The sequence below is a fragment of the Parafrigoribacterium mesophilum genome, assembly GCF_039652555.1.
GTDB lineage: Bacteria > Actinomycetota > Actinomycetes > Actinomycetales > Microbacteriaceae > Parafrigoribacterium > Parafrigoribacterium mesophilum.
Genome location: NZ_JBDJAF010000001.1, coordinates 1,384,231 through 1,397,185 on the forward strand (window position 1 = coordinate 1,384,231; position 12,955 = coordinate 1,397,185).

At 63.1% G+C, this 12,955-nt stretch carries 13 protein-coding genes and 1 tRNA gene; 6 read left to right on the plus strand and 8 right to left on the minus strand.

Annotated features, from left to right (window positions below; translation table 11 throughout):
- The first annotated feature begins 52 nt into the window (after positions 1-52).
- Together ABFX56_RS06585 and ABFX56_RS06590 are read left to right on the plus strand one after the other, a co-directional pair.
- Positions 53-140: transfer RNA gene (locus ABFX56_RS06585), tRNA-Ser, on the plus strand.
- A gap of 132 nt (positions 141-272) precedes the next feature.
- Complete coding sequence (locus tag ABFX56_RS06590) at positions 273-872, plus strand: NADPH-dependent FMN reductase (RefSeq protein ID WP_346232461.1); 600 nt, start codon at positions 273-275, stop codon at positions 870-872.
- 9 nt (positions 873-881) lie between these two features.
- Here ABFX56_RS06590 and ABFX56_RS06595 read toward each other — a convergent pair whose 3' ends face one another.
- Positions 882-1,169: a hypothetical protein gene (locus ABFX56_RS06595; protein WP_346232462.1), complete on the minus strand. Its 288-nt coding sequence runs from the start codon at positions 1,167-1,169 to the stop codon at positions 882-884.
- Positions 1,166-2,080: an RNA polymerase sigma factor gene (locus tag ABFX56_RS06600; protein WP_346232463.1), complete on the minus strand. Its 915-nt coding sequence runs from the start codon at positions 2,078-2,080 to the stop codon at positions 1,166-1,168. The genes ABFX56_RS06595 and ABFX56_RS06600 overlap by 4 nt, the downstream gene beginning before the upstream one ends.
- Positions 2,081-2,240: 160 nt before the next feature.
- Here ABFX56_RS06600 and ABFX56_RS06605 point away from each other — a divergent pair, with 160 nt between their 5' ends.
- The 3 genes from ABFX56_RS06605 (at position 2,241) to ABFX56_RS06615 (ending at position 4,191) form a co-directional block, all read left to right on the plus strand.
- Positions 2,241-2,957, plus strand: coding sequence for a hypothetical protein (locus ABFX56_RS06605; protein WP_346232464.1), 717 nt, complete (start codon positions 2,241-2,243; stop codon positions 2,955-2,957).
- 70 nt (positions 2,958-3,027) lie between these two features.
- A complete protein-coding gene (locus ABFX56_RS06610) occupies positions 3,028-3,450 on the plus strand; it encodes a hypothetical protein (RefSeq protein ID WP_346232465.1) in 423 nt (140 codons plus the stop codon).
- Positions 3,451-3,702: 252 nt separating this feature from the next.
- Positions 3,703-4,191, plus strand: coding sequence for a hypothetical protein (locus ABFX56_RS06615; protein WP_346232466.1), 489 nt, complete (start codon positions 3,703-3,705; stop codon positions 4,189-4,191).
- A gap of 14 nt (positions 4,192-4,205) precedes the next feature.
- On the opposite strand, the gene ABFX56_RS06620 is transcribed toward ABFX56_RS06615, so the two are convergent.
- The 6 genes from ABFX56_RS06620 to ABFX56_RS06645 form a co-directional block, all read right to left on the minus strand.
- Positions 4,206-5,879 carry a helicase HerA-like domain-containing protein gene (locus tag ABFX56_RS06620; protein ID WP_346232467.1) on the minus strand — a complete coding sequence of 558 codons (1,674 nt, stop codon included), beginning with the start codon at positions 5,877-5,879 and terminating at the stop codon, positions 4,206-4,208.
- Positions 5,880-5,989: 110 nt separating this feature from the next.
- Positions 5,990-6,664: a phosphatase PAP2 family protein gene (locus ABFX56_RS06625; RefSeq protein ID WP_346232468.1), complete on the minus strand. Its 675-nt coding sequence runs from the start codon at positions 6,662-6,664 to the stop codon at positions 5,990-5,992.
- A gap of 129 nt (positions 6,665-6,793) precedes the next feature.
- Positions 6,794-8,305: an arabinosylfuranosidase ArfA gene (arfA, locus tag ABFX56_RS06630; RefSeq protein WP_346232469.1), complete on the minus strand. Its 1,512-nt coding sequence runs from the start codon at positions 8,303-8,305 to the stop codon at positions 6,794-6,796.
- A 50-nt stretch (positions 8,306-8,355) separates the two neighbouring features.
- Positions 8,356-9,237, minus strand: a complete 882-nt coding sequence (locus tag ABFX56_RS06635; RefSeq protein WP_346232470.1) for a carbohydrate ABC transporter permease — start codon at positions 9,235-9,237, stop codon at positions 8,356-8,358.
- Positions 9,234-10,169 (minus strand): carbohydrate ABC transporter permease, encoded by a 936-nt coding sequence (locus tag ABFX56_RS06640; RefSeq protein WP_346232471.1) that lies wholly within the window; start codon positions 10,167-10,169, stop codon positions 9,234-9,236. Before ABFX56_RS06640 ends, ABFX56_RS06635 begins: the two co-directional genes overlap by 4 nt.
- A gap of 74 nt (positions 10,170-10,243) precedes the next feature.
- A complete protein-coding gene (locus ABFX56_RS06645; RefSeq protein WP_346232472.1) occupies positions 10,244-11,584 on the minus strand; it encodes an ABC transporter substrate-binding protein in 1,341 nt (446 codons plus the stop codon).
- A gap of 285 nt (positions 11,585-11,869) precedes the next feature.
- On the opposite strand from ABFX56_RS06645, the gene ABFX56_RS06650 reads away from it, so the two are divergent.
- Positions 11,870-12,943, plus strand: a complete 1,074-nt coding sequence (locus ABFX56_RS06650; protein WP_346232473.1) for a LacI family DNA-binding transcriptional regulator — start codon at positions 11,870-11,872, stop codon at positions 12,941-12,943.
- The last annotated feature ends 12 nt before the right edge of the window (positions 12,944-12,955 follow it).

Genomic DNA, 12,955 nt, shown 5'->3' on the forward strand with positions numbered 1-12,955 from the left:
GTCATCCCGTAAGCTGTGTGTGGTCGGCTGTCACGAGCAGCGCGGCTCGCCAGGAGGATTCGCCTAGTGGCCTATGGCGCACGCTTGGAAAGCGTGTTGGGTGAAAGCCCTCGGGGGTTCGAATCCCCCATCCTCCGCCAATTTCTATACGATCCCAGAAGGCCCCACCGGACCGAGCTTTCGAGGCCGGTGTATCAACCAGCTGTGGTGTCCCTGCCCCTTGTGCTCTGCACGGACGAGCGTTGAATGGTCGGGTCAGAAGGGACCGCACCATGGCGAACATCATTGAGCACGAACCTCCTTACACGGTGGGCTACCTGGTCGGGAGCCTGGCGAAAGCATCCATCAATCGCACACTGTCGAAGGTCCTGGTGCACTTGGCACCCCCGGAGTTCGAGATGACCGAGATCCCCATAGGGAACCTGCCTCTGTACAGCTACGACTACGACGCGGACTACCCTCCGGTCGCGCGGGAATTCAAGCGGTCGATCGAGTCCAAGGATGCCGTGTTGTTCATCACCCCGGAGTACAACAGATCGATTCCCGGCGCCCTGAAGAACGCGATCGACTGGGCGAGTCGGCCGTGGGGGACAAACTCGTTCACGAACAAGCCGTCGGCGGTGATCGGCACCTCGGGCGGTTCGATCGGCACGGCCGTGGCGCAGCAGGATCTGCGCAGCGTCCTCAGCTTCTGCAACTCCCCACAGATGAACGCACCCGAGGCCTACATTCAAACCCTTCCCGGCCTGTTCACCGAGGACGGCGAGTGCACCAACGAGGGCACGCGTCAATTCCTGCAGAGCTGGATGGACGACTTCTTGGTCTTCGTCGAGCGCGTGCTCACGGTGGTCCCCAACCCGTCCCGCAGCTAGAGCCGCGGTCTAGGCGCCCAATCCCTCGACGGCGGAATCAAGCCGCGCGACGGCCTCTGCTGGTGACAGCCCGTGCTCGGCAGCGACGATTGCCGCCAGCGACCGCGCTTCCTCGTGGCAGGCCGGGCAACTGCGCAGGTGAACTCTGAACTCCTCGGAAAGTGAGGCGGACGAAACCACCAACGCATCGATGACGACGTCAACGTGCTCGAAGCAATCGTCACACGAAAGCCACGGTTCAGTGTCCGCGGTCAAGCGGTCTATCGCTTCGGAACTCAAGGACCTAAGGTTCGTCATTTGGTCACCTCCCTTCCGGTTGCGCCGGGCAATAAGAAGTCATGAGCGGACAGGTGGGCCCGCAGGCGCTGTCGGGCGTCGTGCAATGTCTTGTAGAGGGCGCCCCGGCTCGTTCCGAGCCGCTCGGCCAGCACATCTATGGGCACCTCATCGACGAGCACGGCGAGCGCAACGCGTCGTTGATGCGGCGTCAATGCCTCTCGAAGGCCCTCGCGGACGGCCCGCGCCAAATCGCGTCCTTCCGCGTACACCTCGGGAGACGGTGCCACACTGTGGGGTTCGGAAATGTCGTCCAGGTGTATTTCACGATCACGCCAGGCGCTTCGCCGTACCTCGGTGCCTGCGTGCAGGATCCCGAACTTGTACGCCCAGGTCGTGAAGGCGCTCCGACCCTCGAAGGTGCTCAGCCGGGACAGGACCGCCACGGTCGCCTCATCGGCGGCGGAGTGAATGATCTCCGCACGGCGGGAGGCACCAAGCGCGGCTGCTGCCGGCATTCGGCTGACCTGGTGCCGTGCTGCGCGCAGCAGCAGTTCGTGCAGCTGGGCGACCGCGATCTCATAGTCCCGCCCGGTCGCCGAAAGGCGACTGATCCAGTCATCGGCGGGCGGGACGACAGGTTCGGCCCGACGTAAGGGCTGTTCGTGGACCATCAACCCGGCTGGTTCACTCACTCCGCTCACCTGCCGACCTGCCTTCCAGCGCGCCTTCGCACCCAACTTGGTGAAGTAATCATCGCCCACCACGACCAGGGTATGAACATCGGCTGTGCGGTCGACTGCCATCCGGTGTGCGGAGAGTTCGTCGTACCCGGCAGCGATGAGCTGCTCCCGGCGCCATCGTAACAGCGGACCGTGCAACTGAGGGCAACCCGACGACGGGATGCCTCGGGGTGCGGCAGAACTGTCCATAACTGATTAGTGTCGCCGGCTTGGCTTGTCTTACCGGATCCGGGTGATCTCGCAAAGATCGGTAAACCCGTGAGTCCGACGGGCCACTAAGGAGGTGAGTCTGGTCGCGCACCACCAGGGTTCGCACGCCGGATGCTGATCAACCACGAAGGAGCACACCATGTCCATCCATCACACGGCGCGGCACCGCGGTTACGCCGCTTCTCTGATTGCCGCACTGGCCCTGACCGGCGGCCTGCTGACCGGCTGCAGCGTCAGCCATGCGGACGCGCCGGCAGCGGCTCCGGCCGAAGCGGTCGCCCCCGCCATGGCGCTCAGTCACACGGGCCACTCTGCCGACCAGGGAGCACAAATCGCCCTGCACAGCGCCATGCGCACACTGTGGGACCAGCACATGCAATGGACCTATGACACCGTGGTGGCGTTTGCCGCGAACTCGCCCGGACTGGGACCCACCCTCGATCGCATCCTGAGGAACCAGGTCGACATCGGCAACGCGATCGCTCCGTATTACGGCAACGCCGCCGCCACCCAACTCACCGATCTGCTCTCTACCCATATCGCGGATGCCGTTCCCGTCCTGACCGCCGCCAAGGCCGGCGACACGGCGGCGCTGAACACGGCCGTGCAGGCCTGGTACGCCAACGCCCAGGACATCGCGGACTTCCTGGCCAAGGCCAATCCGAACTGGAAGCGGTCAGACCTGCGCGACATGATGAAGTCGCACATCACGCAGACCATCGGGTACGCCAGCGACGTGCTCACCGGCAACTATTCGAACGCCATCTCCGGCTACGACGCGGCCCAGGCGCACATGGACCAGATGGCCGACATGCTCAGCGACGGCATCATCGCCCAGTTCCCCGGCAAGTTCTGACCAACGACGCGCGGGCGGCCGGACCATCGAGTCCGGCTGTCCCGCACGGCACACCGAAATGGAGCGTTCTATGTCCCGCCTCTGGAGCCCCCAGCAGTCGCCATTGCGGTGGCCGGCCGCACTGTTTCTCATGGTCAATGCGGCCATCCACCTTTACCTGACACCGATGCACCTGGTCGAGGCCCCCTATATCGGTGCCCTGTTCATCGCCCTGTCAGCGGCATGCATCATTCTCGCCGTGCTCGTGACCTTCTTCGACAACTTGCTGGTATGGACAGCTACCGGGGCCATGAGCCTGCTCGCGCTGATGGCGTTCCTGATCTCACGCACCATCGGCATGCCACAGATCCGCGACGACATCGGCAACTGGACCGATCCGCTCGGCTATCCGGACATGGTGGTCGAAATACTCACCGTCACCGTCGCCCTCGTTGTGCTGCGATCCTGGCGGCTCGCTGCACCCGCCACTCGCTACCGTTCCCCACGCGAGTGAAAAGTCGCAGCGATCCGGCCCGACACTAAGCACGATCGGCGGACTTCCGCCAGCACCCTCCTCAATGCGCGTAGATTTCACTTCACGCACACAATGTTGAGGGGGCGTCAGTGACATCCGTTCTGCCAAGCCGCGTGGTGGTGCGGCCGAAAGCATCGCTGCTGCGCAACGTCCTCTCCTCCGTGGTGCTGTTCTCGCTGCCGCTCTACGGTGCGCTGTACGTTCTGGGGGGTGTCGCGAGGCTCTTGGCTTGTGGTGCTCGCCAGCCAGTGCATCGGCATCGCGCTGTGTGCGTTGGTGCGGGTGCGTTATCGCGCGATCTCGGTCGCGGTATCCGAGACGAGCATCGACGAGCAGGGCTTGTTCTTCCGCCAAAGCTGCCCCTTGGGGGCGGTTTACCGGGTGATCCTCGCCGAAATCTATCGTTCATCGTCGGCTGAGACCTGGCACGAACTGCTGGTCACGGACGCCGAGAACAAGCGCCTGTTGCGGATGCGTGGTGTGTTCTGGGGCGAATCGGAAATACGTCGTGTCGCTGCGGCCATCCCCCTTCCGCTGACCGAAATACCGGAGCCGGTGACCCGGCGCATGTTCGTAACGGCACATCCCGAGAGCGTCGACTGGTATGAGAGAAGTCGAACCCTGGCGGCTCTCGGTCTCTGTGCCGCGCTGATCGCCGCTATCGGCATCGTCGTCGGCCTGATGGCCCTCGCCGGTGTTCCCGTCGGCGGCGCGACGTAGGGAACCGCTTCAGGTCAGCGGCGCCGCAAAGTGCCAAAGATGCCTTTGACCACGGAAGTGACGATGGCCCGGCCCTGACGGGAACCGAGGAAATCGGTGAGGGGATTAGATGCCTTCTCCGGCGGGCGCCGTTTCGGGGCCGGTGCGGGCGGATGCGCTTTCTCCATGTCCCGCCGCATCCGCTCGAATTCTTCGCCAGCATCCGGCGCATTCTCCTGCGCCGCAGCCGCCGCCGCGTCGAGCTTCCGGCCGAGGATTTCGCGGGCGGACTCCGGATCGATCGGCGTACCGTATTTCGCTTGCAGCGGGGAGGCGGCGATGGTAGCCGCAATCGCGGCGGCCGGTGAGGGATCCATCGAACCCTGCGGGGCACGCAGCCGGGTCCAGGCGACCGGCGTCGGGGCGCCCTTCTCGCTCATCACCGTGACAATCGCCTCACCGATGGCCAATTGCGTGAGCACCTCCTCTAGGTCGTAACCGGAGGTCGGGTACGTCGACACCGTGGCGCGGAGCGCTTTGGCGGCATCCGGCGTGTGCGCCCGAAGCTGATGCTGGATGCGCGACCCCAACTGCGCGAGAACGTCTTCGGGAACGTCTTTGGGGGTCTGGGTCACGAAAACAATGCCGACACCCTTGGATCGGATCAGGCGCACGGTCTGGAGGATCGCGGCGAGGAAGTCCTTGGAGGCGTCTTTGAACAGCAGGTGAGCCTCATCGAAGAAGAAGACCAGCTTGGGCCGGTCGGTATCGCCCACCTCCGGAAGGTCGTTGAAGAGATCCGCGAGCATCCACATCAGGAAGGTTGAGAACAGCGCGGGCTTATCCTGCACTCCCGGCACCTCGAGCAGGCTGATCACGCCGCGGCCGTCCGCTGCGCTCCGCACGAACTCGGCGGTGTCGATCTCGGGCTCACCGAAAAACACGTCGGCACCCTGGTCGGCGAACGCGATTAGTTCGCGCAGGATGACGCCGACCGTCGCCGGGGAGAGTCCGCCGAGCTCGCGCAGCTCGCTCTTGCCCTCGTCGGCCAGCCAGGTGAGGACGGCACGCAGGTCGGTGAGGTCCACCAGCGGCAGTCCGGCGTTAGCGGCATAGTGGAACACGAGTGAAAGCGAGGATTCCTGCGTGGCGTTCAACCCGAGCACCTTGGACAGCAGGATCGGCCCGAACCCGGACAGAGTCACCCGCACCGGCACTCCGGCCCCGGTGCCGCCGAGGCTGAAATATTCGGTGGGAAAGCTGGCGCCGGACCAGTCTTGCCCGATGCCGGCGGTACGGGCGAGCAGCTTGTCGCTGGGGGTGCCGGGGGTGGCCACGCCGGACAGGTCACCCTTGATGTCGGCGGCGAACACCGGGACTCCGGCCGTGGAGAGTTGCTCGGCCAGCACCTGCAGCGTTCGGGTCTTGCCGGTTCCGGTGGCGCCGGCGACAAGCGCGTGCCGGTTGAGCATGGCGATCGGGATACGTACCTGTATCTCGGGCAACGCCTCGCCGTTGACCAGCGCCCCGATCTCGAGCACGTCCCCGTCAAAGGCGTAACCCGCTCGAATGGCGTCCACGTCGAGTGGGGAAAGCGGGACGGTCTGCCTGGCTGGTTCGGCGCCATCGGCCTGCGCCCGTTCGAGGGCCGCTTCCGCATCAGCCAGTGCCTTCTTCGCCGCCTCGACGCGCGCCGCTGCATCCGTCATGGCGATCAGCATAGGCGAGGAGCCTTCGCGTGTCTGCCCCTTGCGCGACTGTTTCTGTTCCGGCTGTTTGTTCCCGGCGCAACGGAAACTACTAGCCGGAATGGGAACTATTACCGGAGATGTTCGGCCTCGCGTCGCAGTCGGTCCGCCAGGGGGGCCCAGACCATGATGGCGACGGCGACGCCCAGCATAAGACCGCCGATGGTGTCCGTCAGCCAGTGCACCCCCAGGTAGGTGCGGCTGAGCATCATCAGCAGTGTGTAAGCCGCCCCGGTCAACCACACCCAGGTTCGCCAGAAGATGATGCACATCACTGCCGCCATTGTGGCGGCGTTCGCGACGTGCCCGGACGGGAACGAACCGGTGTCGATTTGCACCAACTTGTCCAAGGGACGGGCCCGCCCGAGCAGCTGTTTGAGCACCTGCACCAGGATGGCGCTGGCCGCGATGGAGGTGCCGAAGAAGATTGCCGCTTTCCAGCGACTGGCCAGGCAGAGCGCTCCGATGACCACGATGGGTACGACCACGACCGCGAACCATCCGCCCCCGAGGAAGTTCATGATCAGAGCCGGCACTTCCCCGAGCGGAGTGCGGTATTCGAGCATCTCTCCCATCCACTCGGTGTCGATGCTTGGGGCGGCGTGGCGGGCAGCCAGAAGCACTCCACTCACCGTGATCAGCAGCAGCGCAACCGCGGAACTGACCAGCGGCCACATTCGGGAAACCCGCCGGGTGGTGATCGGCGATGGCGCCGCGGTGCCCCCACTGGTGTGCCGTTCGGTCATGTCGCCAGACTAGGCGCCACTCCCTTCACGACAGCCGCAAGTTCGCCGCGCTCCTCGGAGAGCCGCTCGATCGGTTCGAGGCGGCTCCTCACCCCGTTGTCCGTCGACCCCGTCGCGCGCGCTCGTTCGTCATCGCAGCGTCACCGCCGTCCAGGAGACAGGCGGGAGTGTGATGTGCAGTTCCCCATCGGCGAGCTCAGCGGTGCCATTCGGCTTCAGTCCCACTCGTTCGGGATCGGACAGTGTATTAGCCGCGTGGATGTCATCGTCGCAGAGACTCTCGGCGTTGACGACCGACACATTCCCGAGAATGCTCGTGTCGATCACGATCGCCACTGGCTCATCCATGCTGCGGTTGACCAGAAAGACCGCGGTGTCGCCGGTCACATCGTCGTGCGTCGCGACAGCGTCGACCACGGGGACGACGCCGTGAAGTTCCGACTGGTATGTCGGGCAGTCAAGCTTGAGCTCAAGCGTGACTCCCCGCGCCAGGCGCGATGTGACCGCGAACGGGAAGAACGTCGTTTGCCGCCACGCCCCACCCCCCGGCTCGGTCATGATCGGGGCGATGACGTTTACCAATTGCGCTACGCTCGCCGCGGTCACTCGATCGGCGTGTCTGATGAGTGAGATCAGAAGATTGCCGAAGACGACGGCATCCACGACCGAGTAGACGTCCTCGAGCAGGCGGGGCGCTACGGGCCACTGCTGAGGATCGGTGATCCGGTCTACCGCGGCGTAGCGGGAGTGGTACCAGATGTTCCACTCATCGAAGGAGATGTTGATGGTCTTGTCGCTATCTCGGACCGCCTTAACATGGTCGACCGCGGCGATCACCGACTCGATGAACCGGTCCATGTTGACCGCTGAGGCTAGGAAGCTCGCGTAATCGCCTTCGATCGGTTCGTAATAGGCATGACAGGAAATGTAGTCGACCTCGTCGTAGGTCTCCTCAAGAATGATCCGTTCCCAGGTGCCGAACAACGGCATCTGAGCGCTCGAGCTGCCGCAGACCACAAGTTCCAGTGCTGGGTCAATCTGGCGCATCGCACGGGCTGTCTTCACTGCGACGCGCGCATAGTCGCGAGGTGTCCCGTGACCGAGTTGCCACGGTCCGTCCATTTCGTTGCCGAGGCACCAGATGCGGATGTCGTACGGTTCAATCGCTCCGTTCGCGATTCGGCGATCCGACAGTTCGGTGCCGCAGCGCACGTTCGCGTACTCGAGCACATCGAGCGCCTCCTGCACTCCCCGCGTGCCGAGGTTCACGGCGTACATGAGCTCTCCGTCAACCTTGCTCAGCCAGCGGGAGAACTCGTCGAGCCCGATCTCGTTGGTCTCCACCGAATGCCACGCCAAATCAAGCCGGCGGGGGCGCTGTGATCGTTCGCCGACACCGTCCTCCCACCGGTAGCCGGAGACAAAATTGCCGCCCGGGTACCGGATGGTCGTAGCACCCAACTCCTTCACCAGGGCGATGACGTCGCGGCGGAAGCCGTCCTCATCGGCGTCCGGATGATCGGGCTCGTAGATTCCCCCGTAGACGCAGCGTCCGAGGTGCTCGACAAAGGAGCCGAACAGGCGGCGGTTGACAGGACCGACCACGAAATGGGGGTCGATGGTGAGATGTGCGGAGATCACGTTTCCTCGAAGGGTTAGATGCTGGAAAGTCGGGGGCGGGGAGGCCGGAGCTACTTGAGACTTCCGATCGCGAGCCCTCCTTGCCAATAGCGCTGGAGGGATAAGAAGGCAATGATCAGAGGAATGACGGAGACCAGCGAGCCGAGGATGATGATGCTCCACAGACTCTCTCCACCCGCGGCGCCGTACGTGGAAGCTGTGGACTGCCACAGCCCAATTCCCACCGTAACCGGGAAGAGCCGGTTGTCCGACAGCATCGCGAGCGGCAGGAAGTAGTTGTTCCACGACGACACGACAGACAGCAGCAGCACCGTGACGATCGCCGGACCCATGAGGGGCAACGCGACCTGGATGAATGTCCTGAACTCCCCTGCGCCGTCGACGCGTGCGGCATCCAGGAGCTCATCGGGCACCGCCTCACGGGCGTAGACGTTCATGAGATACACACCGAACGGGTTGAGCAGCGTCGGGAGGATCACCGACCAGATGGTGTTCGTGATGCCCCACTGGGAGAACAGGATGAAGGTCGGGATGACGAGCGCGGTCATCGGGACCATGACGGCGCCAAGGAGGATGGAGAACCCGGCGCGGCGTCCGGCAAAGCGGTACTTCGCTAAGCCATAGCCGGCGAGTACCGCCAACACCGTGGCCCCAATCCCGCCGACGAACGCGTACAGGGCGGAGTTCAGCAGCCAGTTTGCGAAGATACCTCCGCCGTAGCTGAAGAGCTGCACCATGTTGCCGACGTAATCAATTTTGGTGGCGAACCACAGCGCGTTCCCACCGCCGAATAGTCCGGCCGAACTCTTCGAGCTGTTCACAATGACCCACCAGAAGGGGATCAGGAAGTAGATGACCAGCAGGCCGAGCACGATCTGCAGCGGTATATGTCGAGGTCTGCGATGGACGCGCCCGAGCCGTGCGGCACTCATGAGAGGAAGCTTCCTCGCTTGCGAGTGGCGAATAAGAAAATGTAGACGCAGATGAAGACGACGGCGCCGAGCGCAAACGAGATTGCAGAACCGTAGTTGTAGTTCGCCAGTGTGAACGCCTGTTGGTATGCATACAAGTTCGGGGTGAAATCCTCCGGGATTGCTCCGGCCGCGAGTTGCTGCAGGATCTTGGGCTCGTTGAAGAACTGCAACGTTCCGATCAGGGCGAACACGAGGATCAGCACGAGCGCTGGCGCCACGAGCGGGATTTTGATCCGGAGGATGATCTGCCAGTGAGAGGCGCCATCTATGCGAGCTGCCTCGTAGAAGGTGGGGTCGATCCCTTGCAACGCAGCGTAGAGGATGATCATGTAATAGCCGGCCCATTGCCAGGTCACGACGTTCATCAGGCCCCAGAAGATTAACTGCTTGCTGAGGAAATCCGGCCCCGTCGTACCGAGCGCATTGAAGAAGTCTGCGATTGGGCCGAAGTTCTTGCTGTACAGAAAGCCCCACATCAGCGCGCCGATGACGGCAGGGATCGCATATGGCATGAAGATCATGAGTCGCGAGAACCGTGCGAATCTCGTGGTCACCATGTCAAGGATGAGCGCCATGGCGAGTGAGATGGCCATCTGGATCGGGATCAGCACCAGCGAGAAGCGGATCACGAACCAGACCCCGTCGACAAAGGACGGATCGCTGAAGGCCTTGGCGTAGTTGCCGAGGAAGACGAACCTGGTCCCACCGATCAGCGCCTTCTGGAACGTGCTGAGATAGAACGCGAATCCGAGCGGGAGCACGAGCATGGCGAGGAAGACGATCGCGAACGGGCCGACGAACAGCCAGCCTGTAAGGTTCTGGCGACGGCTCGTACCGCGACGAGCCCGTCGCGATCCGGCTCCGCGTCGAGCCGGCAGTGTGAAGGTCATGGATCTTGCTTTCTGGTCGAGGGAGGGGATCGGTGGGCCGCCCCGTCATTCGGCCGGCCCACCGGGGTCAGGGATCACTTGACAGTGAAACCCTGCTCCTTCGCATACTTCGCGACATCCGCCTGCAATGCGTCGGCCGCCTGGGATCCGGTGGTGGATCCGTCATTAATCGCGGCGATCTGCTTCGTGAACGCGCTGTAGAAGTATTGTCCGATCGGCGTATAAGTCATGCCCGTGTAAGCCTTGGCCGCTGGCACGTATACCTCCCTATTGGCCTGCTGGCCATTGAAGAACTTGACTTTGGCATCAATAAACGCCGGATCGTTCAATACGTTGACGTTGAGTGGGAATATGATCTGGTTCTCCCACCCGTCCTTCAGTGATGCGTCGTCTGCGTAGACTCCGAAGGCGACCTTGGCCGCGAGCTTCTGATCCTTCGCCTGCTTGGTCACCGAGAAGGCGGAACCGCCCCAGTTCACCGCTGGGTTGCTCGGGTCCCACTTCGGCATCGGAGCCGTCGCCCACACGCCGGCATCGTCGCCCTTGCCCACGCCCGCACCCTGCAGGTAGCCCGGTGCCCACGCGGCCGAGAGGTACGTCGCGTACTTGCCGCCGATCACACCGGAGATGTATTCCGGGGTGAACTGGTCTTGCGTGCCCACCAGACCCTTCGACACGAGCCCTGCCCAGTAGTCGAGCACCTGTTTGGTGGCGTCGTCGTTCAGTTTGATCCCGATCTCGCCCTTGTTGGCGGGGTCATAGGTGAACGGCTGCGCGCGGTTCTGGTACAGCAGCGCCGTGACATAGGCGGCCTGGTTCGCGGGGAAATCGCCGAACAACGGTCCGCCGGCATCCTTCACCTTTTGTGCCGCGGCCTCGTATTCCACCCACGTGGTCGGGGGCGTAATACCGTACTTGTCGAAGATGTCCTTGCGGTAGATCATCCCCATCGGACCACCGTCGATCGGGGCACCGTAAACACCGTCGCCGACCGAGACATCCTTCCAGGCGCCGTCGCTAAAGTTTGCTTTGACGTCCTTAAAGCCAAGGTCCCTGAGGTCCACGAGGGCGTCCTGAACTTGGTAGGTCGGAATCCGGTCCGCTTCCAGCATGACGACGTCGGGAGCCCCGCTGCCTGCGGAGATCGCCGTCTGGAACTTGTCGTACTCATCGCCTCCGGCACCGGCGTTCGTCCAGCACACCTGGACGTCGTCGTGCTGCTTATTGAAGTTGTCGACGACGAGTTCGGTGTTGGGATACCAGGCCCACAGCGTTACCACCGGTGCGTCTTTCTTGGTGATCTTGTTGGTGCAGTTGGCCGCCTCATTACCTTCCGTGGCTCCGCCGGAACAGCCGGCGAGCGTACCTGCGACCATGAGCGCCGCAAGGGCGGCGATGACTTTCTTGGTCTTCACTGATCCATTCCTTTCGATGCTTGGACATGTTCGGTGCACCGCGAAGCGAACAGATAGCTATGGCCGTCAGCTTCGACAACCATCGCGATCATGTAGGGGTTGTTCGCGATATGCAACGTTGTACTACAACGTTGTAGATCGACTATGGCTAACCTTGATCGGGGTGTCAAGCATTTCCAGAAATCTTCTGGCTGCGAACCTTCAGGGCCGGACCGTGCTCGTGCCGTGCCCTGTCGCTACAGTGAACTGCAACGCAACCTATGGAGCCCGAACAAGAGGAGCCGCATGGTGTCAACCCTGCACGACGTGGCTCGTATCGCCGGCGTCTCGATCAAGACCGTTTCTAATGTTGTGAATGACTACCCGCACGTTCGCGCCGCCACGCGAGACAAGGTACTCGCGGCGATCGCCGAACTGGGCTATCGGCCCAATCTTTCGGCACGAGGTCTCCGCTCAGGAAAGACGGGCGTGATCGGGCTTGCAATTCCGGAGTTACGCCAAAACTACTTCGCCGAGCTGGCCGACACGATCATCCGGGCGGCACGCCGCCATAACGTCGACGTGGTTATCGACCAGACGGGCGCCACACGGGAGGGTGAGCTGGCCATCCTTTCCGGCAAGCGGCTGCGGCTCACCGACGGTATCCTGTTCAGCCCTGAACGTCTCGGGCAGGAGGACATCGACCTCCTCAACGTCGATTTTCCCCTCGTCTTACTCGGCGAGCGGATGTTCGGTGGGCCGACCGATCATGTGACGATGGCGAACGTCGAGTCAGCTCGTGCCGCGATGGATCATCTTCTCGGCATCGGCCGGCGCCGTATTGCCGTCATCGGAGCCCACCCGATCAACCAAAACGACATCCGGTCAGCGAACTTGCGCATTCGCGGATACCGGGAAGCTCTCGAGGCGGCGGGACTCAGTTACGACCCCGCGCTCGTCCGCGTAGCGGCACCGTGGCACAGAGAAAACGGCGCAGCGGCAATGCGCGGCCTACTGCAAGACGGCATTCCGTTCGACGCGGTGTTCACCCTGAACGACACACTCGGCCTAGGCGCCCTGCGAGCACTCGGTGAAGCAGGCGTGCGAGTGCCGCAGGACGTCGCGGTCATCGGCTTCGACAACATCGATGAAGCCCGGTTCTCGTTGCCATCACTCTCAAGCGTCGAACCGGGACGGGACCAGATCGCTCAGGTTGCTGTGGATCTGCTCATCGAGCGGATCCACGAAAAGGGCGACCGGCAACCCCCACGAGAGATTCTGGCGGACTACCACGTCGTCGGGCGCGAATCGACAGGATTCTCTGAGCCCCTGGAGCTTGCCGAACCGGCAGCTGCGGTCGGCCCTCTTGAAGCAGGCTGACTGGCTCGGCGA

What these genes read in the sequence shown, in the direction of transcription:
- ABFX56_RS06590 (WP_346232461.1), top strand. Translation starts at nt 273, where the DNA reads ATGGCGAACATCATTGAGCACGAACCTCCTTACACGGTGGGCTACCTG.
- ABFX56_RS06595 (WP_346232462.1), bottom strand. Translation starts at nt 1,169, where the DNA reads ATGACGAACCTTAGGTCCTTGAGTTCCGAAGCGATAGACCGCTTGACC.
- ABFX56_RS06600 (WP_346232463.1), bottom strand. Translation starts at nt 2,080, where the DNA reads ATGGACAGTTCTGCCGCACCCCGAGGCATCCCGTCGTCGGGTTGCCCT.
- ABFX56_RS06605 (WP_346232464.1), top strand. Translation starts at nt 2,241, where the DNA reads ATGTCCATCCATCACACGGCGCGGCACCGCGGTTACGCCGCTTCTCTG.
- ABFX56_RS06610 (WP_346232465.1), top strand. Translation starts at nt 3,028, where the DNA reads ATGTCCCGCCTCTGGAGCCCCCAGCAGTCGCCATTGCGGTGGCCGGCC.
- ABFX56_RS06620 (WP_346232467.1), bottom strand. Translation starts at nt 5,879, where the DNA reads ATGACGGATGCAGCGGCGCGCGTCGAGGCGGCGAAGAAGGCACTGGCT.
- ABFX56_RS06625 (WP_346232468.1), bottom strand. Translation starts at nt 6,664, where the DNA reads ATGACCGAACGGCACACCAGTGGGGGCACCGCGGCGCCATCGCCGATC.
- ABFX56_RS06635 (WP_346232470.1), bottom strand. Translation starts at nt 9,237, where the DNA reads ATGAGTGCCGCACGGCTCGGGCGCGTCCATCGCAGACCTCGACATATA.
- ABFX56_RS06640 (WP_346232471.1), bottom strand. Translation starts at nt 10,169, where the DNA reads ATGACCTTCACACTGCCGGCTCGACGCGGAGCCGGATCGCGACGGGCT.
- ABFX56_RS06650 (WP_346232473.1), top strand. Translation starts at nt 11,870, where the DNA reads ATGGTGTCAACCCTGCACGACGTGGCTCGTATCGCCGGCGTCTCGATC.